This is a genomic window from Pseudomonas sp. MHK4 (genome assembly GCF_054600775.1).
Genome location: NZ_BAAIAK010000001.1, coordinates 829,156 through 852,436, shown reverse-complemented (window position 1 = coordinate 852,436; position 23,281 = coordinate 829,156). Strand labels below are relative to the sequence as shown.

The following is a 23,281-nucleotide window of genomic DNA, read 5'->3' as shown; positions in this document are numbered from 1 at the left end:
CGTGAAGAAAATCCTCGCCCATCTCACCACCCTGGCGGTGGTACTGCTGGCCTTCGTGCTCGGCTGGTTTGCCTGGGAGCATTACACCCGCGCACCCTGGACTCGGGACGCACGGGTGCGGGCCGATGTGGTGACCTTGTCCGCCGATGTCAGCGGACGCATCGTCAACCTTGCCGTGCACGATAACCAGCATGTGGAAAAGGGCCAGTTGCTGCTGGAAATCGATCCCTCGCGTTACGCCCTGGCGGTAGAACACGGCAAGCGCGCGGTGGAGGTGTCGAAGGCTTCACTGGGGCAGTCGCAAGCGACCATCGTCGCCAGCCAGGCCTTGCTCAAGCAGCGTCAAAGCGAGGAGCGCCGCCGGCGAACCCTCAAGGAACGCTCGGCGATCTCCGGCGAAGAATGGGAAAAAGCCAGTACCGATGTGGCTGTGGCCGAGGCCGATCTATTGCGCAACCAGGCCAACCTGGGGTTTGCCCAGGCCAACGTGCAATTGGCGAGCGCCGCATTGGCCGAGGCCGAGCACGATCTGGAACGCACCCGGGTCGAATCGCCCATCAGCGGCTACGTCACCAACCTGTTGACCCGCCAGGGCGACTACGCCACCGCGGGCGGTGCCCTGGTGGCACTGGTGGACAGCGATTCGTTTTACGTCAGCGGTTACTTCGAAGAAACCAAACTGCCGCGCATCGAGGAGGGTGATCGGGTCGACATCGAGTTGATGAGCGGCGAACGTTTCGCTGGCACCGTACAAAGCATTGCCTTCGCCATTGCCGACCGGGAAAACCTGCCGGGCGGACGCTTGCTGGCGAACATCAATCCCAGCTACACCTGGGTCAAGCTGGCGCAACGGGTGCCGGTGCGGATCAGGATCGATGATGACTATGCCGGTAAAGACAAACTGCGCGCAGGCACAACAGCCACCGTCACCGTCCAGGAACACCGCTAACCCTGTAGGAGCTGGCTTGCCAGCGATGACGGTGGGTCAGTCACCTCAATGGTGAATGTGCCTGCGCCATCGCTGGCAAGCCAGCGCCTACAGGGGAGGTATGTTGTGGGCAAAAAAAGCCCCGCGACCGAATGAGACGCGGGGCCAAAAAATTGGTTGGTTGCGGCCAACCAAAGGAGCTCTTTAAAGACTGTTACTTGCTGGCGACCGTCTCCGGCTGCCAGCCGCCACCGAGGGCCTTGTAGATCGCGACGATGCCGCGATACAGGTCGACTTCGGCCTGGGCCTGGGTGTCTTCGGCGGCCAGGCGCTCACGTTGGGCATCGAGCAGCACGAGGAAGTCGGCGGTGCCTTCGCGGTAGCGGATCTCGGCGAGGTCGGCAGCGGAGCGGCTCGACTCACTTTGACGAATCAGCGAAATCAGCCGCTGCTGGCGTTTGCCGTAATCGCTGAAGGCGTTCTCCGACTCTTCCAGGGCCAACAACACTTGCTGCTCATACGTTGCGAGGGCGCCTTCGGCATCGGCATCGGCCCCACGCAATCGGGCACGCACGCTGCCCAGGTCAAAGGCGGCCCAGGTGATGCTCGGGCCCAGTGCCCAGGCATTGGCCGCTGAGGAGCCGATCTGCGAGCCACGCCCGGCGGTAAATCCGAGGAAGCCGCTGAGGCTGACGCGCGGGAACAGATCCGCCTTGGCCACGCCGATGCGCGCCGTGGCCGACGCGAGTTGGCGTTCGGCACTGCGAATGTCCGGACGACGTTGCAGCAGCTCGCCCGGATCACCAATCGGCAGGGCCTTGGCGATGGCCGGCAAGTCCTTTGGACTCAAGTCGACCGTGAGCTTGTCCGCACGCTCACCCAGCAGGGTGGCGATGCGGTTTTTCTGCCGAACCTGCTCGGCCTGCAATTGCGGCACGCTGGCTTCTACCGAGGCCAGGCGCGCATCGGCACGTTCCACGTCGAGCTGATCACCGACGCCAGCATCACGCAGGCTGATGGTGATCTTGCGCGACTCCTGCTGGTTCTGCAGGTTGGCCAGGGCGATTTTCTCGCGCAGCTGCGCACCCCGCAGTTGGCCGTAGGCGTCGACTAATTCGGCAATCATGGTCACTTGCAGTTGGTAAAGGTCGGCTTCGAACGCCTGTTGCTCGGCGTTGGCCGATTCCAGGTTGCGCTGGATGCGGCCGAACAGGTCGATCTCCCAGGCCATGTCCAGGCCCAGGTCGTAGCGCTCCTGATTGACCCGGTCGGTGGTCTGGCCCGGAATCTGCCCTTTGCCCAGATCACTGCTGACGCGGCTGGTGATGGTCGGCATGGCGTCATTGCTGACGTCATCACGAATCGCCCGGGCCGCTTTCCAGCGGGCAAACGCGACGCGCAGGTCGCGGTTACCCTTGAGGGACTCGGTCACCAACTGGTTGAGCGTCGGGTCTTCGAACTGCTGCCACCAGATGCCTTCGAAACGCGAGCGGTCGAAGTTCTTCTGGCCCGCAGCGCCGTCGGTGGCCGTGGTGATATGGGCCGGTTCAGTGGCTGGGGTCTGGTAGTCCGGGCCCACGGCACAGGCGCTCAGCGCCAATGCCAGCAGGCTCGGCAGGAAAGCTTTCAAACTCATCAGTGCGACTCCAGCTTCAGGGCGGCCTTGTCGGCTTTGCGCGCTTGGCCACGCTCGACAAAGTTGCGAATCAGTACATAGAACACTGGCGTCAGCAGCAGGCCGAAGAAGGTCACCCCGAGCATCCCGGAGAATACCGCCACACCCATGGCGTGACGCATCTCGGCACCGGCGCCGCTGGAGAACACCAAGGGCACCACACCCATGATGAACGCGAAGGAGGTCATCAGGATCGGCCGCAGACGCAGGCGGCAGGCTTCCAGTACCGCGGCCAGCGGGTTCATGCCTTCGAGCTGTTTGTCCTTGGCGAACTCGACGATCAGGATCGCGTTCTTACACGCAAGCCCCACCAGTACGATCAAGCCGATCTGGGTGAAGATGTTGTTGTCGCCGCCCGAAGCAATCACCCCGGTGATGGCCGACAGCAGGGTCATCGGCACGATCAGGATCACCGCCAGTGGCAGGCTCCAGCTTTCGTACTGCGCCGCGAGCACCAGGAACGCCAGCAGGACGCAGAGCGGGAACACGAACAGCGCGGTGTTGCCGGACAGGATCTGCTGGTAGGTCAGGTCGGTCCATTCGTAGGTCATGCCGTTGGGCAGTTCTTCCTTGAGCAGTTTCTCGATGGCTTTTTCCGCCTGGCCGGAGCTGTAGCCGGGGGCTGCCGCACCGTTGATTTCTGCGGTGACGAAGCCGTTGTAATGCGAAACGCGATCCGGGCCCGAGATGTCGCTGACCTTGATGAAGGTCGCCAGCGGGATCATCTCGCCCTTGTTGTTGCGCACCTTCAACTGGCCGATCTGGTCCGATTCAAGACGGAACTGCTGCTCGGCCTGGACGTTGACCTGATAGGTGCGGCCGAAGCGGTTGAAGTCGTTGGCATACAGCGAACCCAGGTAGATCTGCAGGGTGTCGAAGATGTCGCTGACGGCCACGCCGTGGGTCTTGGCTTTTTCCCGGTCGATGGCGGCATCGACCTGGGGCACGTTCACCGTGTAGCTGGTGAACAGGCCGGCCAGTTCCGGAACATTGTGGCTCTTGGCGATGATGTTCATGGTTTCCTTGTACAGCTCTTCGTAGCCCAGGTTGCCCCGGTCTTCGATCTGCAGGCGGAAACCACCGATGGTGCCCAGGCCTTGTACCGGCGGCGGCGGGAAGATCGCCATGTAGGCTTCCTGGATGTCCGCGAACTGGCCGTTCAGGGCACCGGCAATGGCCCCTGCGGACATGCTCGGGTCTTTACGCTCCTCGAACGGTTTCAGGGTCACGAACACGATGCCGGCGTTCGGGCTGTTGGTGAAACCGTTGATCGACAGGCCGGGGAAGGCCACCGCGCTTTCCACGCCAGGCTGTTTCAGGGCCAGGTCGGACATGCGCTTGATCACGTCTTCGGTGCGGTCCAGGCTCGAGGCATCCGGTAGTTGCGCGAAGGCCACCAGGTATTGCTTGTCCTGGCCAGGCACGAAACCGGTCGGGGTGCTGGAGAAACCGAAAAACGTCAGGACCATCAGGCCGGCGTACAGCAGCAGGGCGATGCCGCTCGAGCGGATAACCCGGGCAACGGTGCCGACATAACCATGGCTGGCTTTTTCAAAGAAGCGGTTGAACGGACGGAACAACCAGCCGCCGAAGAGCTTGTACAGGACCTTGGAGAAACGGTCCTTGGGCGCGTCATGACCTTTCAGCAACACGGCAGCCAGGGCCGGCGACAGGGTCAGGGAGTTGAAGGCCGAGATCACCGTCGAAATGGCAATGGTCAGGGCGAACTGCTTGTAGAACTGACCCGTCAACCCGGAGATGAACGCAGCCGGCACGAATACCGCACAGAGCACCAACGCCGTGGCAATGATCGGACCGGTCACCTCACGCATGGCACGCTTGGTGGCTTCAACCGGCGTGAGTCCAAGCTCGATGTTGCGCTCGACGTTCTCCACCACCACGATCGCATCGTCCACCACGATACCGATCGCCAGTACCAGGCCGAACAGCGACAGGGCGTTCAACGAGAAGCCGAACAGATGCATCACGGCAAAGGTACCGATCAGCGAGACCGGCACGGCCACCAACGGAATGATCGAGGCGCGCCAGGTCTGCAGGAACAGGATCACTACCAGGACCACCAGGATCAGCGCTTCGAACAGGGTGTGAACCACCGCCTCGATGGAGCCGCGCACGAAGATCGTCGGGTCGTAGACGATGCTGAAGTCCATGCCTTCGGGGAAGCTCTTCTTCAGTTCGGCCATTTTCGCCCGGACTTCATTGGAAATCTCGATGGCGTTGGAGCCCGGACGCTGGAAGATCGGGATCGCCACCGCCGGTTGGTTGTTCAGCAAGGAGCGCAGGGCGTACTGGCTGGAACCCAGTTCGACGCGAGCGATGTCCTTGAGGCGGGTGATTTCACCATTGTCGCCAGAGCGAATGATGATGTTCTCGAACTCTTCCTCACTGACCAGGCGGCCCTGGGTGTTGACCGATAACTGGAAGCTTTGCGCATTCGGGGCAGGGGGTGCGCCCAATGCACCGGCAGCCACCTGGCGGTTCTGTTCACGGATGGCGGTGACCACATCGGTGGCGGTCAGGTTGCGCGAAGCGGTCTTGTTCGGATCGAGCCAGACACGCAGGGAGTAATCGCCCATGCCGAACAGCTGCACGTCACCGACACCGCCCAGGCGCGCCAGTTCGTCCTTGATGTTGAGGATCGCGTAGTTGGACAGGTACAGCATGTCGTAGCGTTTGTCCGGCGAGGTCAAGTGCACCACCATCGTCAGGTCGGGCGACGCCTTGTCCACGGTGATACCGATGCGCGTCACTTCCTCGGGAAGTTTCGGCTCGGTCCGGGTCACGCGGTTCTGCACCTGGACCTGGGCGTTGTCCAGGTCGGTGCCCAACGCGAAGGTGATGGTCAGGGTGATCTTGCCGTCGGCGGTCGACTGCGAGGACATGTACAGCATGTTCTCGACGCCGGTGATCGCCTGCTCCAGGGGAGCGGCCACGGTTTCACCAATGACTTTCGGGTTGGCACCCGGGAAGTTGGCGCGCACCACGACGGTCGGCGGCACCACTTCCGGGTATTCGCTGATCGGCAGCTGGAACAGCGAGATTGCACCGGCGATCAGGATCAGCAGCGACAGCACCGCGGCGAAGATCGGCCGTGAAATGAAGAACTGGGAAAAATTCATCGGAGTCGTTATCCCTTAACCGCGTGGAGTCGCGGCAGCCACTTTCACAACCACGCCCGGCGCGACCTTGGCAGGTGCGACTTGGGGCAGGTTGCTGGCTTCCAGCGCTTGTCGTTGTTGGGCCAGGGCCGCGAGGGTTTGCTCGGTGGCCATCGGGATCACTTCAGGGGTGACCGGTGAACCCGGACGTACCCGCTGCAGGCCCTTGACGATGATGGTGTCGTCCTTGTTCAGGCCGTTACGCACGATGCGCAGGCCTTCGATTTTCGGACCCAGCTCGACAGCGCGATACGCCGTCTTGTTGTCGGCATCCATCACCAGCACGAATTTCTTGCCCAGGTCCGTACCCACTGCCTCATCGTTGATCAACATGGCGTTGTAGGTGCCGCTGCCCACCAGTTTCAGGCGCGCGTAAAGGCCCGGGGTGTAGCTGCCGTCGCTGTTGTCGAACACGGCGCGGCCGCGGATGGTGCCGGTTTTCGGGTTGACCTGGTTGTCGACGAAGTTCATCACACCCTGGTGCGGGTTGCCGTCTTCATTGGACAGGCCCATGTACACCGGGGTGGTGGCGCCGCGTTTGCCCTGGCGGGCGAGCTGGGTGTACTTGAGGAACACGCGCTCGTCGGCATCGAAGTAGGCGTAGACCTTGTCGGTGGAAACCACGCTGGTCAGCGGGGTGGTATCGGAGGTCACCAGGTTGCCGGCGGTGATTTGCGCACGGCTGACGCGACCGCTGATGGGCGCGGTGACGCGGGTGAAGCTCAGGTTCAGTTTGGCCAGGTCCAGCTGCGCTTGCAGGGCACCGACGGCGGAGCGGGCTTCCTGGGCAGCGCTGGTGCGCGAGTCGGCCAGTTCGGCAGAAATCGCATTGCTGGTGCGCAGGCGTTCGCCACGCTGGGCTTCGTTTTCGCTGCGGGTGGCGTTGGCACGGGACTGGGCGACCAGCGCTTCGAGGCGGCGGACCTCAGCCTGGAACGGACGCGGGTCGATCTGGAACAGCAGGTCGCCTTTCTTGACCAGGGCGCCTTCTGTGAAGGCCACTTCATCGATCTGGCCCGAGACCCGTGGACGAATCTCCACGGTTTCCGGCGCCTCCAGGCGCCCGGTGAACTCGTCCCATTCGTTAACCGGTTGCTCCAGCACCTTGGCCACGCTGACCTTGGCTGCGGGCAGGCTGGCTGCAGTCTCTGGCGCCTTGCCACAGGCGCTCATCACCACGACGGCCAACAGGGCCAACGGCAAGCGCAAATGTTTGAATGACTGTTCCATGGATGCATCCGCCAATGTATTAAGATTGGCGAATGATGCTCGGCAGGGTTGTATCGCACGAATCGAATGGGGCGAAGGTAACTATCATTCGGAATGATATGAGAGGCCAAATCAGCTCTCTAGCCTGCGCCTTGCGCAGAGGTCTATCAATCAGGTCGATGGCAATTCTGTGTTGCCGAAAAAGCATCAATCAGTCTTGAGGCAGAGGTGTGGCCTTCGTCAGCAGGCTCGCACACACCGGATCTCATCAGCCATGGGTTTAACGCGGTCCGACGGCCTGCGCTGTGCCAATTTCGTCACCACCAATGCCCAAACCCATCAAGCCATGACGCCTTGGATAGACCACTCTGACCGGTCTGTCCAAGGAGATGACCATGATCCGACTGACCCTGATCGAAGCCCGTGAGTTGGCCGAATCGATCTTGTTGCACAACGGTTTCAATCTGGCCCATGCACAAGCTGTGGCCGCGACGGTGATGGCTGGCGAACGTGATGGCTGTGCCTCCCACGGTTTGTACCGGATTCTGGGGTGTGTGAATTCCCTGCGGGCCGGCAAGGTGTCAGCCGATGCCGAGCCACAGGTGATCGACCAGGCGCCGTCGATTGTGCGGGTGGATGCTGGCGGTGGCTTTTCGCAGTTGGCGTTTCAGGCGGGGTTGCCGTTGCTGGCGCAGAAAACCCGGGCCAACGGCATAGCGGCGATGGCCATCAACCGCTGTGTGCATTTCTCGGCGCTGTGGGTGGAAATCGAGCAACTGACGGCTGCCGGTCTGGTGGCACTGGCGTGTAATCCGAGCCACGCCTGGGTGGCGCCGGCTGGAGGACGACTGCCGGTGTTCGGCACCAATCCCATTGCCTTCGGTTGGCCGCGTGCGGCGCAAGATCCGTTTGTGTTCGACTTCGCCACCAGCGCGATTGCCCGTGGTGATATCGAACTGCACCGGCGTGCCGGCAAGGCGATTCCCGAAGGTTGGGGCGTCGACGCCCAAGGCCAGCCGAGCACCGACGCCAACGTGGTGCTCGACAGCGGCGCGATGCTGACGTTCGGCGGACACAAGGGGTCGGCGCTGGCGGCGATGGTGGAGTTGATTGCCGGGCCGCTGATTGCTGACCTGACCAGTGCCGAGTCGCTGGCATACGACGGGGGCAGCAAGTCGTCGCCGTACCATGGCGAGTTGATCATCGCCCTGGACCCTCGGCGCTTTCTGGGGGACGCCACTGAAGAACATTTGGCCCGGGCCGAAACCTTGTTCCAGGGCATTGAAGGGCAGGGCGCACGCTTGCCGTCGCAGCGACGTTACGCGGCGCGGGTACGCAGCCTGGTGGAAGGCGTGCAAATTCCCGAGGCGCTGTACAACGACCTGAAAGCACTGCTGGTTTGAATGGAATGGGTGCGCCCACTCCTGTGGGAGCGAGCCTGCTCGCGATGAGGGCATCAGATTCAACGTTTTCGTCGACTGACACACCGCTATCGCGAGCAGGAGGTCGTGTTGTTAAACCGGCTCGCGTTGGCTGCTGCCATCCACCAGCCGTGCAATCCCCAGCGGGTTGGCGTTTTTCAAGGCGTCGGGTAGCAAGGCGTCCGGGCAGTTCTGGTAGCACACCGGACGCAGGAATCGCTCGATGGCCAGGCTGCCAACCGACGTGCCACGGGGGTCGGAGGTTGCAGGGTAAGGCCCGCCATGGACCATGGCATCGCAGACTTCGACCCCGGTGGGGTAACCGTTGAACAGTACCCGGCCGACTTTTTGCTCCAGCAGTATCGGCAGGTCCGCATGGGTCTGAAGATCCGATGCTTCGCCAATCAATGTCGCAGTCAGTTGCCCGTGCAAGCTGTTCAATGCCTGCCGCAGCTCAACCTCGTCCGCCACTTCCACGACAATGGTGGTCGGCCCGAACACTTCTTCCTGTAGCAGTGGATCGCCATTGAGCAGCAGGCTGACATCGGCCTTGAACAGTTGCGGCCGCGCCTGATTGCCCTGCTGGTCGTGGCCCGCCAGGTGCGTCATGCCCGGATGCTCGAGCAAGGCCCGCAGCCCTTTTTCATAGCTGCCGAGGGTGCCGGCATTGAGCATGGTTTGCGCCGGTTGTGCGGCCATCAGGTTGCTCAGTCGCGCAGTGAACGCCGTCCATTCAGGGCCGCGAATACCAATGACCAATCCCGGATTGGTGCAGAACTGCCCGCAACCCTGGACCACCGATGCCACCAGTTCACCGGCGATTTTCTCGCCGCGCGCACGCAAGGCTTCGGGCAATACCAGCACTGGATTGATGCTGCTCATCTCGGCGAACACCGGGATGGGTTGTTGCCGTGCGGCGGCCATGTCGCAAAGGGCACGGCCACCTTTGAGCGAGCCGGTGAAACCGACGGCCTGAATCGCCGGGTGCCTGACCAGCGCTTCACCGACACCCGCGCCGTAGATCATGTTGAACACACCCTTGGGCATGTCGGTCTGCTCGGCGGCGCGCAGGATTGCATTGGCCACGCATTCGGCGGTTGCCATGTGCCCGCTGTGGGCCTTGAAGACTACCGGGCAACCGGCAGCCAGGGCTGCTGCGGTATCGCCGCCAGCAGTCGAAAAGGCCAACGGAAAATTGCTGGCGCCGAACACGGCCACAGGGCCGACGCCGATCCGGTATTGGCGCAGGTCAACCCGTGGCAGCGGCTGACGCTCCGGCAGGGCACGGTCGATGCGCGCGCCGTAGAAATCGCCCCGACGCAGGACCTGAGCGAACAGCCGCATCTGGCCGCTGGTGCGGCCCCGCTCGCCCTGAATCCGGGCGCTGGGCAGGGCGGTCTCACGGGTCACCAGGGCAACGAACTCGTCATCGAGAGCATCCAGTTGCGTGGCGATGGCTTCAAGGAATTCTGCGCGGCGCGTGGCCGGCAAATTACGAAAGGTTGGATAGGCGGCCGCAGCGGCCTGGGCGGCCGCGTCGACTTCTTGCGCGGTGGCTTGCACGAAAGAGTAGGGCAGTGCTTCGCCGGTGCTGGCGTCATGGCTGTTCAGGATGATGCCGCCGACGGCGCTGCGCGCTCCGCCGATGTAGTTGTGGCCAAGGATCTCAGACATCAAAAAAGCTCCTGTCGAAAAATGGGGTAGCAACACAAAACCTCTGTGGGAGCGAGCTTGCTCCGGGCGGCGTTGCGACGAAAAACGCAAGGACAACGCTTCCATTCAGACAACACGCGTTATCGTTGACGTCCATCGCGAGCAAGCTCGCTCCTACGCCAGAGAGTCGGACCGGCGTGGGCTAGTCGGGGCTGGGTCCAGCGCCGCAACCCGCGCCGCCGACTCGGCATCCACCTGGCGCAATGACTTGCCACGGGTCTCGCGGGTCAGGCCGACAGCCACCACGGAAATCAGCGCGGCGCCCACCAGATACCAGGCGATCGGAGTCGAGCTGTGGTACTTGTTGAGCAAGGTGATGGCGATCAGCGGTGCCAGGGAGCCGGCGAAGATCGGCGCCACCTGGTAGCACAGGGACAGAGCGGTGTAGCGTACGTGGGTCGGGAACAGTTCAGCCATCAGCGCCGAGTAAGGCGCATAAGTCATCGACTCGATGGCCAGGCCCAGGGTGATGGCGGCCATGATCAGCCAGTTGTTGCCGGTGTCCATCATCGGGAAACCGATGAAACCCCAGAACGCTGTGAGCACCGCGCCGGTCAGGTACACCGGCTTGCGCCCGACGATGTCCGACAGATAGCCCATCAGCGGGATCAGGAAAAAATGCACCAGGTGCGCGCCGAACATCAGCAGCAGAATTTGCGAAGTGTCCTTGTGCACCACCAGTTTCAGATAGGTAATCGAGAACGTCACAACGGTGTAGTAGAGGATGTTCTCGGCAAAGCGTGCGCCGATTCCCACCAGCACCGAACGCCAGTGATGACGCAGCACCTCCACCACCCCGAGCTGTTGCTGTTGGGTCTGTGCCTGACGGGCCTGGGCTTCCTTGAAGATCGGCGCGTCATCGACGCTGGTGCGAATCCAGTAACCGATCAACACCACAACCGCCGAGAACCAGAATGCCACGCGCCAGCCCCAGGCCAGGAACTGTTGCTCTGACAGGTTGGATGACAACAGCAGCAGGGCGAGCGTGGCCACCAGGTTGCCGGCCGGCACCCCGGCTTGCGGCCAACTGGCCCAGAAGCCCCGACGATTGTCCGGGCAGTGTTCGGACACCAGCAGAATCGCACCGCCCCATTCGCCACCGAAAGCGAAGCCCTGAATCAACCGCAACAGCACCAGTAGCACCGGCGCTGCGTAACCGATCTGGTCGAAGCCAGGCAGGCAACCCATCAGGAAGGTGGTGATGCCAACCACTACCAGGCTCAGTTGCAGCAGGCGTTTGCGGCCGAATTTGTCACCGTAGTGACCGAATACCAGACCGCCCAACGGCCGGGCGAGAAAGCCCACCGCGTACAAGGCGAAGGCGGCGATGATGCCGTCGATGGGGCTGTCGGTCTGGCGGAAGAACAGCTTGCCGAAAACTAATGCCGAGGCGGTGCCGTAGAGAAAGAATTCATACCATTCGGCGACGGTGCCCGCCATGGCGGCGGCCACTACGCGTTTGAGTCCAGAGGGTGAGGTTGCGCTTTGCGTGTGTTGAGGATTCGACATGCTGATGTACCTTGTTAAGGCGCAAAAAAGCGGGCAGCCGGGCCGGGCCGGTATAGGCCCGCCCGGCAATCACTCAGAGACCGACGTCCGGCAGTTCCGGGCGGTTGGCCAACGCCTTGGCCATGATCTGCTCGACGAATACGCGGTCGGCTTCCGGCAGGGCCAGGCGTGGCGGACGGGTCAAGGCGCTGCCGCGACCGGCGATGGCTTCACACAGCTTGATGCACTGCACCAGGTCGGCACGGGCATCGAGGTGCAGGATCGGCATCAGCCATTCATAGATCGGCATGGCTTCGGCGAAACGTCCGGCCTTGGCCAGGCGGAAGATGGTTTCGCCTTCTTTCGGGAACACATTGGACATGCCCGAGACCCAACCTTCGGCACCCACGGCGATGCTTTCCAGCACCACGTCGTCGAGGCCGGCGAACAGCACGAAACGGTCACCGACTTCATTGCGCACGTCGATGAAGCGGCGGGTGTCGCCGGAAGAATCCTTGAAGCACACCACGTTGTCGCAGTCGGCCAGGGAAATCAGGATGTCCGGGGTGACGTCGTTCTTATAGATAGGCGGGTTGTTGTAGACCATTAGCGGCACGTCGGCGTTTTTCGCCACGTAGCGGTAATGCTCGGCGGTCTCGAACGGCTTGGAGCCGTAGACCAGCGCCGGCATCAGCATCACACCATCGACGCCGACCCGGCGTACGGCATTGGCGACCTTGGCCGCTGCCACGCTGGTGAACTCGGCCACACCGCAGATCACCGGCACGCGACCCCGGGCGGCATCGACGGCCACTTCAGTCACGGCGATTTTTTCTTCGGCGGTCAGCGAGGTGTTTTCACCTACCGAGCCACACACCACCAGGCCGGACACACCGTCGCGGATCACGTTGGAAATCACCTGATGGGTTTTTTCCAGGTTGATGGAGAAGTCATCGTTGAATTGAGTGGTCACTGCAGGGAATACGCCACTCCAGTTAATGCGCTTGCTCATTGTTGCCTCCGGTTGGTTAATTGTATTTCGTATACGATATTTAAAATGACAATGCTCGGCTAGTGTTTTTTTTGGTTTTAAGGGGTTTTTACTGGCCGTTGGTCTGGGGGTTCAGGGATTGCGCGATCAGGCGCCGGGCCAGGTGTCGGACAGGCGATAGCCTTGTGGCCATGGGTCGCTCGGGTCGAGCAGCAATTGGTGGGTGCCGGTGATCCAGGCCCGACCGGAAATACACGGGTAGATCGCCGCGCGGCCGGCGACTTCGGTCAATGAATCAATGCGGCAGTGGAACTCGGAGCCGATAATCGAACGGCCGACAAAGCGCTCGCCAACCTGCATCAAGCCTTTGGCCTGCAACACCGCCATGCGCGCCGAGCAACCAGTGCCGGTGGGGGAACGGTCGATCTTGCCCGGTTGAATCACCACCGCATTGGCGCCAGTGGCGATGCCGTTCTCATGGACGATGGGTGCGGCGATCTGGCAGAAGGAAATGTGCGACCACTCGGGATTCAGCGGATGCACGAAGCCCAGTTGTTCGTTGGCCGCTCGAGTGATTTTCAGCCCGACCGCCACCAGGTCGGCCGCTTCATCCGGGCGGATGGAGAAACCCAGGCCTTTGGCATCGGCAATCACAAAACTGTCGCCGCCGTACGCGGTATCGACTTGCAACGAGCCAAGGCCTTCGACTTCGATCCAGGCATCGAGGCGATCGGCGAACGATGGCACGTTCTTGATTTCCACCCGCTCGACCTTGCCGTCACGGCAATCGGCCACGGCTTCGATCAAGCCTGCGGGCGCCTCCAGTACCAGCCGGGTTTGCGGTTCGGTCATCGGCAGGATGCCGCTGTCGAGCAATACGGTCGCCACGCACAACGAGTTGGAGCCGGACATCGGCGGGGTGTCCGCCGGTTCCATGATGATCCAGGCCATCTGCGCCCGTGGGTCTTTGGCCGGGACCAGCAGGTTGACGTGGCGGAACACTCCGCCGCGGGGTTCGTTGAGGACGAAGTTGCGCAGGGTTTCGTCCCGGGCGATCCAGCGCGACTGTTCCCACACGGTGGCGCCGGGCGGCGGGGCGACACCGCCGACGATCACGTCGCCGACTTCGCCTTCGGCGTGGCAGCTGACGACATGAATGACTTTTGATGAACGCATGGTTTGCTCCTTGTGTTGTCTGTCAGGACCTCGATCACTGTAGGAGCTGGCTTGTCGGGTCGCCGCATCGCAGCGATGGACGTCAACGATGACGCGTGCATGCTGGATAAACGCGTCGTCCTTGCAATCTTCGCTGCGATGCGGCGACCCGACAAGCCAGCTCCTACAGGGTTGCTTTGGTCTTGGGTTATTTCACCGAACTGAGAAACGCCGCCGTCTCCGCATGCAGCGGATTACCAATGACCTGGTCAGGCGTCCCGATCTCATGCACCAGGCCATTGCGGAAGAACGCCACACGGTCGGACACGTCCCGGGCAAAGCGGATTTCGTGGGTCACCAACACCATGGTCATGCCGTCTTCGGCGAGCATGCGCATGGTGTCCAGCACTTCACCGACCAGCTGCGGGTCGAGGGCCGAGGTGGCTTCGTCAAACAGCATGTAGTCCGGTGACATGGCCAGGGCGCGGGCGATGGCCATGCGTTGTTGCTGTCCACCGGACAGCTTGCCAGGGAAGGTCTTGAGCTTGTCGCCCAGACCAACGTGGGTCAGTTGCTTGACCGCCAGCTCTTGCGCTTCAGCCTTGCTTTTGCCCAGCACTTTGCGCGGCGCGAGCATGACGTTTTCCAGCACCGTCAGGTGCGGGAAGGCATTCCATTGCTGGAACACAATGCCGATTTTCTGCCGCAGGCGATTGAGGTCGGTGGCGCTGTGATGGACCTCGACGCCGTCAACGCGGATGTTGCCTTTCTGGATCGGTTCCAGACCGTTGATGCACATCAGCAAAGTCGATTTTCCGGAGCCGGAGCCGCCGATGATCGACACCACCTCGCCCTTGTTCACTGTCAGGTTGACGCCCTTGACCACTTCGAGGTTGCCGAAGGATTTATGTACGTTGTCGATCTCAATCATTTTCTTGCCACCTTCTTTCCAGACGAGCGCCGAGGCGTGCGACCACCAGGCTCATGACGTAGTAGATAAGGCCCGCGATGCACAGCACCAGCAACGGTTCCTGGATGCGGGTGACGATGGTTTGCGAGGCGCGCAGCAGTTCGACAATGCCGATCCACATCACCAGCGCGGTGTCTTTCATGACACCCAGCACCAGGTTCAGCCAGCCGGGGAACGCTACCCGGGTGGCCATCGGCAGGACGATCCAGCGCAAGTCCTGCAAGAAGCTCAGCCCCAGCGAACGGCTGGCCCGGCGCACGGTGAACGGCACCGCCAGCACGCCGGCACGCACGATCTCGGTGAAGTACGCCGCGGCATAGACCCCCAACACAATGCAGCCGACGCTAAAGGCGCTGATGTTCAAACCGATGATGCTTTTGAGTGAGTTGAACAGCACGAACTGGATCAGCAACGGCACGCTGCGAAACACGTCCAGCACCCAGGCCAACGGCAGGCTGGCCCGTGGCAACAAGGCCCGCAGCAGGCCGAAGAACAACCCGGCCAGGGAGCCGAGGATGATCGACCAGAACGTCAGTTGCATCGTGACCCACGCACCATTGAGCAGGAACATCAGGTCATTCGAGGAAAAATCGGTGGAAAACATGGACAGCTCCTCAGTAACGGAACAACCGCCAGGCCATCAGCCGGGCTGCCGCGACGATCGCCTTGGCAATCAGGTAATACAGCGCCGCTGCGATGGCGAAATACTCGAAGGTGCGGAAGGTTTTGACGTTGTATTCCTGGGTCACACCGGTCAGGTCATTGTTCAGCCCGACGATCACCCCCAGCGACGTCATCAACACCGCCCAGACCATCTGGTTGGTCAGCGGGTAGAACACGATCCGCAGCAGTTGCGGGACGATGATCATGCGGTAGGCCTGGAAGGCACTCATGCCGAGGGAACGCGCCGCACGCACCTGCGTGTTCGGCACGGCCTTGAGGCCGCCGCGAAAATTCTCCGCCAGATACCCGGCATTGTTGAAGGTGATCCCGGCCAGCAAGGCGAACCAGGAACTGACGTGCAGGTTCAGCGAGCCGAGGCCGAAGTAGAGGATGTAGATCTGGAACAGCGATGGGGTGTTGCGGGCAATCGATACCCAACCGTTACCGAACCCCCGCAGTAATGGGTGTTTGGCCTCGCGCATCACCGTCAGGGCCAGGGCGATCAGCACGCCGAAGATCATCGACAGCGCGGCGGTTTCAAAGGTGACGATGGCACCGGCAAGCATGTCCGGCAGGGCGCGCAGGGCGGCGCGCCATTGGAAGCTGTAGTCAAACATGCGCAGGACTCTCCAGTAGGGCGGCAGGTTGTAACCAGGCCGGCAAACGGCCGCTGGCCATTGCGGTGCAGGCCGCATCGACGCATTCGGCCAGGCTGGCGAAGTGCACCTTGCGGCCGACCAGTCCCGGTGCGTAGTGGGCGTATTTTCCCGAGTTGGTCATAAGGGTTTTAGCGGCCAGGGGGATTACGGGTTCGCCGAGCATGCACCAGCAGGTGTCGGTGACCAGGGTCGCGCCAAACGCTTCGATCGCGGCGATGTGTCCGGCCTCGCGGGCCTGCTCCAACACGGCACGGCCGCAGGTGATGGCAAGCACCACATCCGGGTGTCTTTGTCGTCCCCGGCACAGTCGCGCCAGGTGAGCGAACTCGCTGAGGGAAAAGTGCGGGTTACCCAGCGACACCACATCCACCCGGTTGTCGCGAGCACTGTTGAGTTCGCGCCAACTCGACAGCAGGTCCTTCAGGCAGATTTTTTCCACGGCACTGCAAGTGTCCGCATCCAGCACCTGCGCCGGGTCAATGGCCTCCGGGGTGACCCCGGCGATGTGGAACAGTGGCGCCGCAGAGGTGGTGGCGAAGGCCGCGCCAAAGGCTTTGAGGTCGTCCAGGCCCGGCTTGCGTTTTTCCAGCCCCAGCACCAGCGGCACGCGACTGCCGGCCAGGGCACCAATGTGGTAACCCAGCAGCGGGTAGAAGGCATCGTCCAGTTCACCGAGGGCAGGCAACTCGATCTGCAAACGGGCCTTGCGTTGTGCGTCCAGGTGGCAGCCGATCAGCGGGGCGCGCCCGGTGAGGGCGATGCAGATGTCCAGGTAATCGGGGTATTTCAGGGTGCGTGCACCAAGCACGCTGTTGGCGTAGACCACTGCGTTGGATTCCGCCCAGACGATGTGCTCGCCAGCCTTCGGTGCAGTGTCGAGCAGGTACGGCGCGCAGGTGAAACTGAGCTGTGCGCCCATCGCCATATAGGCATCGCCCAAGGCACTGGCCGGTTCACCCAGTGCCGGGTCGATACCCAGCTCGCGCCAACGGCGCTGGTCGACGGAAATTGAATTGAGGGTGGTGGGCACTCGCACTTTTGCTCCCCATTGCACCAGTTGCCCGGCAAAGCGCAGGCTCGCAGGTCCCGTGTAAATGCAGCCGTCGATGTGTGCTTGAGTGACATCTATCAAGTGGTCGGCACCCTGCAGTTCGGCCATGCGCAGGACGATCTGCATGGCCATTTGCGCGGCCTTGCCATGTCGGCCATCGAGCAGCGCCCGATCGTGCTCGTTGAGCCTGATCGAGGCGCTGCTGTCAGAGTTCGGTAATGGGCTGTCGAGCGCCTGCCAGGCGTCGCCCGGCAGGTGATCGAACAGGCTCAGCGTTGTATTTTCGACCCGGGCAAAGGCCTGGCCGCCCAAGGCGGCGAAGGCCTGCGGACCGATGCACAGCACCGGCAGGGAACGGGCAAAAATGGTCTGCGCCACCAGCACGCCCAAGGTCAGGATCTCGTCGGCTTCGGCCAGCACCAATGCCGCCGGTGCATGGCCGTTGCTGATCAGTTCCATCAACACACTGCTGCCGGTGCACGAGCCGCGACCACTGGGAATCGCCAGCACGCGGCCGGCCAGGTGTTGGCCGCTGAGCGGGTGATGGCGGTCGATGACTTCACCCGTGCAGGGATCGACTCCGCCCCAGAAGCTCAAGCCGACATCGGCGAACAGCAGGGCGCCTTGCGCGGCACCCGCCACCAGGCTGCGCCCGGTCAGAGAAATTGGCCTAGGCATGCCGGACATCTCAGTAGTAGACCTGAGGCACGGTCAGGTTGGTCGGCGGGATCTCGGTGCCGACCCATTTAACGAACAATTCCTTGTAGCGACCGGTGCGCACCTGTTGGTTGACGAACAGGTTGAGGTAGTTGAGCAGGCCGAACTCGCTGCGCTTGGCACCCAGGGACACGTAGTCGATGACGTACGGGGCGTTACCGGCGACTTTCAGGTTTTTGTATTTGCCCGACTTGAGCGTGGCGGCGGCCACGGTATTGGTGACCACGGTGGCATCGATGTGGCCTTGGGCGACGGCGAGCAGGGTATCGTTCTGCGACTGGTAGGCTCGGAAACTGCCCGCGCCCCAATTCTTCACGTCTTTCTCCAGGGCGATGGCCTCATAGGTGCCGCTGGTGTTGCCCACTGCTTTGCCCTTGAGGTCGTCGAAGCCGTTGATGCCGGTGTCGTCGCGGGTCAGCACCACCATCTGGAAGGCAAAGTAGGGCACGGTGAGGCCAACGGTCTTGGCGCGTTCGAGGGTGTCGGAGGTGGACGCGACGATCACGTCAGCCCGCCCGGAGACCAGTGCCGGAATGCGATCCGGGAACGGCGTTTCCACCACTTCGGCCTCGACCCCGAGGATCTTCGCCAGGTCGCGGCAATAGTCCACATCGAAGCCGGCCGGCGAGTTGCTGGCATCACGAAAGCCCATGGGCGGGAAGTCCAGGGTAACGGCGCAGCGCAGCTTGCCCGAACCGATGATGTCGTCGAGCTTGTCGGCCTGGGCAGTGGCGATAAAGGAGGTACTGAGAACAGCGCTGAGGGCTACGGCAAATGCGGGGTTTTTCATAGAGGCCTCGTTGATGTGAAGTGCTGTTGAATATCGTATTGAGGATTTCGTATACGATATTAATAATAGCAATCAACGTGCCTATTTCCAGTGCGAGGGGTGAATTAGTTGTCAGGCCTTGAAGTAGAGGTTTTGTAGCGGAGCAACCGGAGGGACGGTGACGCCAGGGTATCGGGGGCAGGTGTTACATATGGGAGCAATGGTTGCGCGGGCGCCCCTATAAGGAACACTGGCAGACGTTTTAATCACGGGTGTACGCAGCCGATGTAGGAGCTGGCGCAGCCTGCGATCTGTTGATCTTCAGCGCTGGTTATCGCGATACTGACTCGGCGACAAACTGGTCAGCGCCCGAAACTGCCGGCTGAAAGCACTGTGGTCGGTGTAACCACAGCGCAAGGCAATCTCGGTAATCGGCAACCCGGTGTGCAGTAACAACCGCGAACCTTCTTCCAGGCGCGCCTTGTGAATCATTTGCCGTGGGGTGAGCTGGAACACCCGTTTGCAGTGCCGCTCCAATTGCGCCACGGAATAGCCAGCGATGGCGGTCAGTTCGGCGAGGCTGATGGAGCGGGCGAAGTGGCGGCGAATATGGGCATCCACGGCGGCGAGCTTCTGGAACGCCGGATGGTTCGACTGCGGCGATTGCAGGTCGCGGGAGATTCCGGCCAGGCCGACGATTCGACCCTGTGCATCCTTCAAGGCGAGTTTGTGGGTCAGGCACCAGATCGGCTGGTTGCCATAATACAAATGCAGCTCCAACTGATCGGCCAGTTCGCGACCGCTGGACAGCACACGCCGATCCTGCTCGGTGTACAGCGGACCGAAGCGTTCCGGGAAGACCATTTCAGCGGTGCGCCCCAGCAGCTCGTCCCTGTGTTTGAAACCACAACGCCGGGCCAGGGTCTGGTTGACGAAGGCGTAGCGGGCCTCGCCGTCCTTGATGAAAAACACCACGTCCGACAGGGTATCGAGCAACGGCGCGATGGGCTGAAGGCTGCTCAGCAGCGTCGACAGATCGCAAGGTTCAAAGGTGGTGAGCGAGGGATACATGGCGTTGGGGGTCTGAGGGTCACCCCCGGGATCATAGAGATTCGCCTGCGTGGCTGAAACCCCTGGCGTGGTCATCACGCTGGCGGGGTATCGTCCAGGGACATCAACGTTTCGATCCGCGCCGGGCTGAAGGGGGGGCGCGGAGCCGAGGGTTGCCAACCAAACAAATGCTGTACCGCGCCGCCACACACCCGGCCTTGGCACGCGCCCATGCCGCAGCGACTGGCGAGTTTGGCTTCGCGCCAATCAGCGTGACCGGTCAATGCCGCGTAGGGCACGTCCTCGCAGCGGCAAACCAGGGTGTCGGGTCGGGCCAGGAACTTGAGTCGCGGGTCGAGGGCGAACGCGCCGTTCAGCGCCTTGGCGAAACCCTGCCAGCGCGCCCGGCGCGGCCACAATTGCCTGGCGGCTTGCAGATTGCCGACCGCTGCGTGGCCGGCAATCGCACCTTCCACCAAGGCCAGTTCACTGCCGCCCAATCCTGTGCATTCGCCCGCAGCATAATGATCGGCGCGGTTGCAGGCCTGCCAGGCATCCACCGCAATGGCTTGATCTTCGACGGCGCAACCCAGTGCCTGAGCCAACTGGATATTCGCAATCAGCCCGAATCCACAGGCCAGTCGATCACATTCCAGTTCGACGATGTTGCCTTGCTGTTGCAGGCGCACGCCTTCCACCCGGTCGGTGCCAAGCGCCGCCAATACGTGGGTGGCGGTGCGGTAATGGTGGTCGAACAGGCTGAACGATTGCAGCCATTTGCCGGGCCAGCGCGGCAGTTGCGCGGCGAAACCGGCGACGGCGCGGCGGCTGGCTTGTTCGGCGATTCGTTGCACTTGCGCGCCATGCTGTTTGGCGGTGGCGGCACTGGCCAGTAACAGCGGGCCGCTGCCGGCGATCACCACGCGCTCGTTCTGCACTGGCAAACCGGCCTTGATCAGCGCCTGCAAACCACCCGCACCGGTCACACCCGGCAGGGTCCAGCCGGGGAAGGGCAGCAGCAATTCACGGGCGCCGGTGCACAGAATCAGTTTGTCGTAGCTGATCAACCAGCCATGGTCGTCATCTTCCACCAGCAGTTGTTTTGCGCCGGGATTGGCGATCACCCGAGTAGCGGCGTGATGGCGGATGTTGTTGCACGACGCCAGACGCTCGCGCAGGCGCCGGGCCTGGCCGGGCACATTGGCTTGAGGGCCGTCGCGCCAGATTTGCCCGCCCGCCAGCGGGTTGTCGTCGAGCATGACAATGCGGGCGCCGCTGGGGGCGGCGGCAAGGGCTGCGCTCATCCCGGCAGGGCCAGCGCCAATGATCAACAGATCAGCGTATTCATTCATGGGCGGGACTCCACCTGCATGCCGTCACGGCACAGGGTCTGGCAAGCCAGGCGACGCCGCCCATCGATGGTCACCCGGCATTCCTGGCAAATGCCCATGCCGCACAGCGGCGCACGGCGCTGGCCGCTGACCGAGGTGCGCGTGCAGCCGTCACTGGCTAACGCGAGGGCCGCGGCGACGCTGGTGCCTTCGACGACTTTCAGGGCGTGGCCGTCCAGCAACAATTCAGGCATAGACCGGTTCTCCGAGAAAACGCTGGGGCAGATAAGGTTGTGCAGCCAGTGGCGGGGTTTCGTTGAACAGTTGCGCCACCAGTAAATCGGCGGTGCCGGGGGCGGTGGTTACGCCCAGTCCTTCGTGACCGACTGCCAGCCACAAGCCTTGACCTTGTGGGTGTTGGCCCACCAGTGGCAAGCCGTCGGGGCTGGCGGCACGAAAGCCGGTCCAGGCACGGATGCCATTGAGCCCGGCCAGTCCCGGCATGTACTCGGCGGCCCGCTTGAGCATTTTCGCGAGCATCCAGCCTTCGACCTGCGGGTCGGTGGTGCCGAATTGCCGCGAGGCGCCGATGAACAGTTGCCCGGTGGGGCGCGGCTGGATATTGCAGGCAGTCGACGGCCCCGTGGCGTTGTGGGCACTGGTGACGTAACCCAGTTCCACCAGCGTATGGGTGACGCTGCCGGGGTAGCGGTCAGTGATCAGCAAGTGGCCTTTTTTCGGTTCGATGGGCAATTCCGGGCACAGCTCGTTGGCTTGAATGCCGTTGGCCAACACCACGGCATCGGCACTCAACCAGTGACCATCATCGAGGCGGACGCGGTTGCCTTCGACCGCACTGACCCGTGCCCGGCGCTGGCGGATGTTCGGTGTTTCGAGCATCCATCCAGCCGTCGCCGGGGCATATAGAATGCCGTCGCCATTGATCAGCAAGCCGCCTTCCAGTCCTTCGCTCAGTTGCGGTTCGCGCTGGCGCAGGGCACTGGCGCCGATCAGTTCGCAAGCCACGCCCTGGGCTTGCAGGTTCAGGAATTTGCCGTGGGCCACCGCCATTTCTTCGGCATTCGCCGCCAGCCACAGCGTGCCGTTGCAGCGGTAGGCACAGCTGTCGGGCAGGACCGTGCCCAGTTCGCGCCAGCGCTGCAACGAATATTGACTCAGGGCCAGTTCGGCGGGGTTGTCGTCGAGTACCAGCAAGTGACCCATGCCGGCGGCCGTGGCGCCGTGCAGGCCGGCGTCCAGCACCAGCACCTGCAAGCCGCGACGGGCAAGCGCCTGGGCACAGGCGGCGCCGATAATGCCGGCGCCGATCACGATCACATCGGCCACCTGGCCCTCGCTCATGGACGAATGCCCCAGGCGAACGGGTCGTCCTGTTCGATGATCAGGCTCGCCTCGGCACTGATGAACGCGCGACCACGAATGGTCGGCACGATGCGCTCACCCTGCAGTTCGTAGGACCCCTCGAACTCGCTGCCGATGACGCTGGCCTGGCGCCAGATCTGCCCCGGCTGCAATTTGTCGTCGGCCGCCAGGCATGCCAGTTTGGCACTGGTGCCGGTGCCGCAGGGCGAACGGTCATAGGCTTTGCCGGGGCAGAGCACGAAGTTGCGGCTGTCGGCGTGATCGTCATCGGCGAACAACTCGACGTGATCGATCAAGGCGCCGTCTTCACCGCGAATGCCTTGGGCTTCCAGTGCTTGCTGCACAGCGAAAGTGTAAGCGGTCAGCGCTTCGAGGTTGTCGCCGGCCACACGCAGGCCATGCTCGGCGATCAGGAAAAACCAGTTGCCGCCCCAGGCGATATCACCGACCACTTGGCCGATGCCCGGCACCTGCACCGCCAGCGCCTTGCGATAACGGTAGGCCGGCACGTTGCGCACGCTCACCGAATGGTCTTCGTGCAGGGTTGCCTGCACCGTGCCCACCGGCGTTTCGATGCTGTGCACGCCGGGGCCGATCTTGCCCAAGTGCGCCAACGACGCCACCAGGCCGATGGTGCCGTGGCCGCACATGCCCAGATAACCGGTGTTGTTGAAGAAAATCACCCCGGTACAGGCGCCAGGGTCCACCGGTGTACAGAGCAGGGCGCCGACCAGTACGTCACTGCCCCGTGGTTCCAGCATACAGGCGGCGCGCCATTGATCATGCTGTTCGGCCAATACCCTGCGCCGTTCGGCCATGCTGCCAGTGCCCAGGTCAGGAAAGCCGGCGGTCACCACGCGGGTCGGTTCGCCGCCGGTGTGGGAGTCGATCACTGAGATGCGTTTCATGGGAGGGCCACGTCCATTCGG

At 62.5% G+C, this 23,281-nt stretch carries 19 protein-coding genes; 2 read left to right on the top strand and 17 right to left on the bottom strand.

Translation table 11 applies throughout. The features are described from left to right. Window position 1: 1 nt before the first annotated feature. Window positions 2-949 carry a biotin/lipoyl-binding protein gene (locus tag ACYP2Q_RS03640; RefSeq protein WP_459729231.1) on the top strand — a complete coding sequence of 316 codons (948 nt, stop codon included), beginning with the start codon at window positions 2-4 and terminating at the stop codon, window positions 947-949. 193 nt (window positions 950-1,142) lie between these two features. Here ACYP2Q_RS03640 and ACYP2Q_RS03635 read toward each other — a convergent pair whose 3' ends face one another. From ACYP2Q_RS03635 to mexE, 3 genes are read right to left on the bottom strand one after another with little or no spacing between them, the layout of a single operon-like run. Then, window positions 1,143-2,564: an efflux transporter outer membrane subunit gene (locus ACYP2Q_RS03635; protein WP_459729230.1), complete on the bottom strand. Its 1,422-nt coding sequence runs from the start codon at window positions 2,562-2,564 to the stop codon at window positions 1,143-1,145. Then, window positions 2,564-5,743, bottom strand: a complete 3,180-nt coding sequence (locus tag ACYP2Q_RS03630) for an efflux RND transporter permease subunit (protein ID WP_459729229.1) — start codon at window positions 5,741-5,743, stop codon at window positions 2,564-2,566. The genes ACYP2Q_RS03635 and ACYP2Q_RS03630 overlap by 1 nt, the downstream gene beginning before the upstream one ends. A 15-nt stretch (window positions 5,744-5,758) precedes the next feature. Beyond that, window positions 5,759-7,012, bottom strand: a complete 1,254-nt coding sequence (mexE, locus tag ACYP2Q_RS03625; protein ID WP_459729228.1) for a multidrug efflux RND transporter periplasmic adaptor subunit MexE — start codon at window positions 7,010-7,012, stop codon at window positions 5,759-5,761. 374 nt (window positions 7,013-7,386) lie between these two features. On the opposite strand from mexE, the gene ACYP2Q_RS03620 reads away from it, so the two are divergent. Then, window positions 7,387-8,394: an Ldh family oxidoreductase gene (locus ACYP2Q_RS03620; protein ID WP_459729227.1), complete on the top strand. Its 1,008-nt coding sequence runs from the start codon at window positions 7,387-7,389 to the stop codon at window positions 8,392-8,394. A gap of 111 nt (window positions 8,395-8,505) precedes the next feature. Here ACYP2Q_RS03620 and ACYP2Q_RS03615 read toward each other — a convergent pair whose 3' ends face one another. The 14 genes from ACYP2Q_RS03615 to ACYP2Q_RS03550 form a co-directional block, all read right to left on the bottom strand. Beyond that, window positions 8,506-10,086: an aldehyde dehydrogenase (NADP(+)) gene (locus ACYP2Q_RS03615; RefSeq protein WP_459729226.1), complete on the bottom strand. Its 1,581-nt coding sequence runs from the start codon at window positions 10,084-10,086 to the stop codon at window positions 8,506-8,508. Between the two features lie 153 nt (window positions 10,087-10,239). Further along, window positions 10,240-11,634 (bottom strand): fosfomycin efflux MFS transporter AbaF, encoded by a 1,395-nt coding sequence (gene abaF / locus ACYP2Q_RS03610; RefSeq protein WP_459729225.1) that lies wholly within the window; start codon window positions 11,632-11,634, stop codon window positions 10,240-10,242. 73 nt (window positions 11,635-11,707) lie between these two features. Continuing rightward, on the bottom strand, window positions 11,708-12,625 hold the full coding sequence (locus ACYP2Q_RS03605; protein ID WP_046027192.1) for a dihydrodipicolinate synthase family protein: 918 nt from the start codon (window positions 12,623-12,625) through the stop codon (window positions 11,708-11,710). Between the two features lie 126 nt (window positions 12,626-12,751). Continuing rightward, window positions 12,752-13,780, bottom strand: coding sequence for a trans-3-hydroxy-L-proline dehydratase (locus tag ACYP2Q_RS03600; protein WP_459729224.1), 1,029 nt, complete (start codon window positions 13,778-13,780; stop codon window positions 12,752-12,754). Between the two features lie 187 nt (window positions 13,781-13,967). Beyond that, a complete protein-coding gene (locus ACYP2Q_RS03595) occupies window positions 13,968-14,690 on the bottom strand; it encodes an amino acid ABC transporter ATP-binding protein (protein ID WP_459729223.1) in 723 nt (240 codons plus the stop codon). Continuing rightward, complete coding sequence (locus tag ACYP2Q_RS03590) at window positions 14,683-15,333, bottom strand: amino acid ABC transporter permease (protein WP_414873032.1); 651 nt, start codon at window positions 15,331-15,333, stop codon at window positions 14,683-14,685. Before ACYP2Q_RS03590 ends, ACYP2Q_RS03595 begins: the two co-directional genes overlap by 8 nt. Window positions 15,334-15,343: 10 nt before the next feature. After that, window positions 15,344-16,009 carry an amino acid ABC transporter permease gene (locus ACYP2Q_RS03585; RefSeq protein ID WP_459729222.1) on the bottom strand — a complete coding sequence of 222 codons (666 nt, stop codon included), beginning with the start codon at window positions 16,007-16,009 and terminating at the stop codon, window positions 15,344-15,346. Continuing rightward, a complete protein-coding gene (lhpI, locus tag ACYP2Q_RS03580) occupies window positions 16,002-17,780 on the bottom strand; it encodes a cis-3-hydroxy-L-proline dehydratase (RefSeq protein ID WP_459729221.1) in 1,779 nt (592 codons plus the stop codon). The genes ACYP2Q_RS03585 and lhpI overlap by 8 nt, the downstream gene beginning before the upstream one ends. 10 nt (window positions 17,781-17,790) lie before the next feature. Next, window positions 17,791-18,609: an ABC transporter substrate-binding protein gene (locus tag ACYP2Q_RS03575; protein WP_459729220.1), complete on the bottom strand. Its 819-nt coding sequence runs from the start codon at window positions 18,607-18,609 to the stop codon at window positions 17,791-17,793. A gap of 300 nt (window positions 18,610-18,909) precedes the next feature. Continuing rightward, a complete protein-coding gene (locus ACYP2Q_RS03570) occupies window positions 18,910-19,659 on the bottom strand; it encodes an AraC family transcriptional regulator (protein WP_459729219.1) in 750 nt (249 codons plus the stop codon). 74 nt (window positions 19,660-19,733) lie between these two features. Then, complete coding sequence (locus ACYP2Q_RS03565) at window positions 19,734-20,990, bottom strand: FAD-dependent oxidoreductase (protein ID WP_459729218.1); 1,257 nt, start codon at window positions 20,988-20,990, stop codon at window positions 19,734-19,736. Beyond that, on the bottom strand, window positions 20,987-21,223 hold the full coding sequence (locus tag ACYP2Q_RS03560; protein ID WP_459729217.1) for a 2Fe-2S iron-sulfur cluster-binding protein: 237 nt from the start codon (window positions 21,221-21,223) through the stop codon (window positions 20,987-20,989). The genes ACYP2Q_RS03565 and ACYP2Q_RS03560 overlap by 4 nt, the downstream gene beginning before the upstream one ends. Beyond that, window positions 21,216-22,331 carry an NAD(P)/FAD-dependent oxidoreductase gene (locus ACYP2Q_RS03555; RefSeq protein WP_459729216.1) on the bottom strand — a complete coding sequence of 372 codons (1,116 nt, stop codon included), beginning with the start codon at window positions 22,329-22,331 and terminating at the stop codon, window positions 21,216-21,218. Before ACYP2Q_RS03555 ends, ACYP2Q_RS03560 begins: the two co-directional genes overlap by 8 nt. Further along, window positions 22,328-23,260 carry a 4-hydroxyproline epimerase gene (locus ACYP2Q_RS03550; RefSeq protein WP_459729215.1) on the bottom strand — a complete coding sequence of 311 codons (933 nt, stop codon included), beginning with the start codon at window positions 23,258-23,260 and terminating at the stop codon, window positions 22,328-22,330. Before ACYP2Q_RS03550 ends, ACYP2Q_RS03555 begins: the two co-directional genes overlap by 4 nt. Window positions 23,261-23,281: the final 21 nt, after the last annotated feature.

Bases quoted from the DNA above. Each gene is read 5' to 3' on its own strand.
- ACYP2Q_RS03635 (WP_459729230.1), bottom strand. From the start codon at position 2,564: ATGAGTTTGAAAGCTTTCCTGCCGAGCCTGCTGGCATTGGCGCTGAGC.
- ACYP2Q_RS03630 (WP_459729229.1), bottom strand. From the start codon at position 5,743: ATGAATTTTTCCCAGTTCTTCATTTCACGGCCGATCTTCGCCGCGGTG.
- mexE (WP_459729228.1), bottom strand. From the start codon at position 7,012: ATGGAACAGTCATTCAAACATTTGCGCTTGCCGTTGGCCCTGTTGGCC.
- ACYP2Q_RS03620 (WP_459729227.1), top strand. From the start codon at position 7,387: ATGATCCGACTGACCCTGATCGAAGCCCGTGAGTTGGCCGAATCGATC.
- ACYP2Q_RS03615 (WP_459729226.1), bottom strand. From the start codon at position 10,086: ATGTCTGAGATCCTTGGCCACAACTACATCGGCGGAGCGCGCAGCGCC.
- abaF (WP_459729225.1), bottom strand. From the start codon at position 11,634: ATGTCGAATCCTCAACACACGCAAAGCGCAACCTCACCCTCTGGACTC.
- ACYP2Q_RS03605 (WP_046027192.1), bottom strand. From the start codon at position 12,625: ATGAGCAAGCGCATTAACTGGAGTGGCGTATTCCCTGCAGTGACCACT.
- ACYP2Q_RS03600 (WP_459729224.1), bottom strand. From the start codon at position 13,780: ATGCGTTCATCAAAAGTCATTCATGTCGTCAGCTGCCACGCCGAAGGC.
- ACYP2Q_RS03595 (WP_459729223.1), bottom strand. From the start codon at position 14,690: ATGATTGAGATCGACAACGTACATAAATCCTTCGGCAACCTCGAAGTG.
- ACYP2Q_RS03590 (WP_414873032.1), bottom strand. From the start codon at position 15,333: ATGTTTTCCACCGATTTTTCCTCGAATGACCTGATGTTCCTGCTCAAT.
- ACYP2Q_RS03585 (WP_459729222.1), bottom strand. From the start codon at position 16,009: ATGTTTGACTACAGCTTCCAATGGCGCGCCGCCCTGCGCGCCCTGCCG.
- lhpI (WP_459729221.1), bottom strand. From the start codon at position 17,780: ATGCCTAGGCCAATTTCTCTGACCGGGCGCAGCCTGGTGGCGGGTGCC.
- ACYP2Q_RS03575 (WP_459729220.1), bottom strand. From the start codon at position 18,609: ATGAAAAACCCCGCATTTGCCGTAGCCCTCAGCGCTGTTCTCAGTACC.
- ACYP2Q_RS03570 (WP_459729219.1), bottom strand. From the start codon at position 19,659: ATGTATCCCTCGCTCACCACCTTTGAACCTTGCGATCTGTCGACGCTG.
- ACYP2Q_RS03565 (WP_459729218.1), bottom strand. From the start codon at position 20,990: ATGAATGAATACGCTGATCTGTTGATCATTGGCGCTGGCCCTGCCGGG.
- ACYP2Q_RS03560 (WP_459729217.1), bottom strand. From the start codon at position 21,223: ATGCCTGAATTGTTGCTGGACGGCCACGCCCTGAAAGTCGTCGAAGGC.
- ACYP2Q_RS03555 (WP_459729216.1), bottom strand. From the start codon at position 22,331: ATGAGCGAGGGCCAGGTGGCCGATGTGATCGTGATCGGCGCCGGCATT.
- ACYP2Q_RS03550 (WP_459729215.1), bottom strand. From the start codon at position 23,260: ATGAAACGCATCTCAGTGATCGACTCCCACACCGGCGGCGAACCGACC.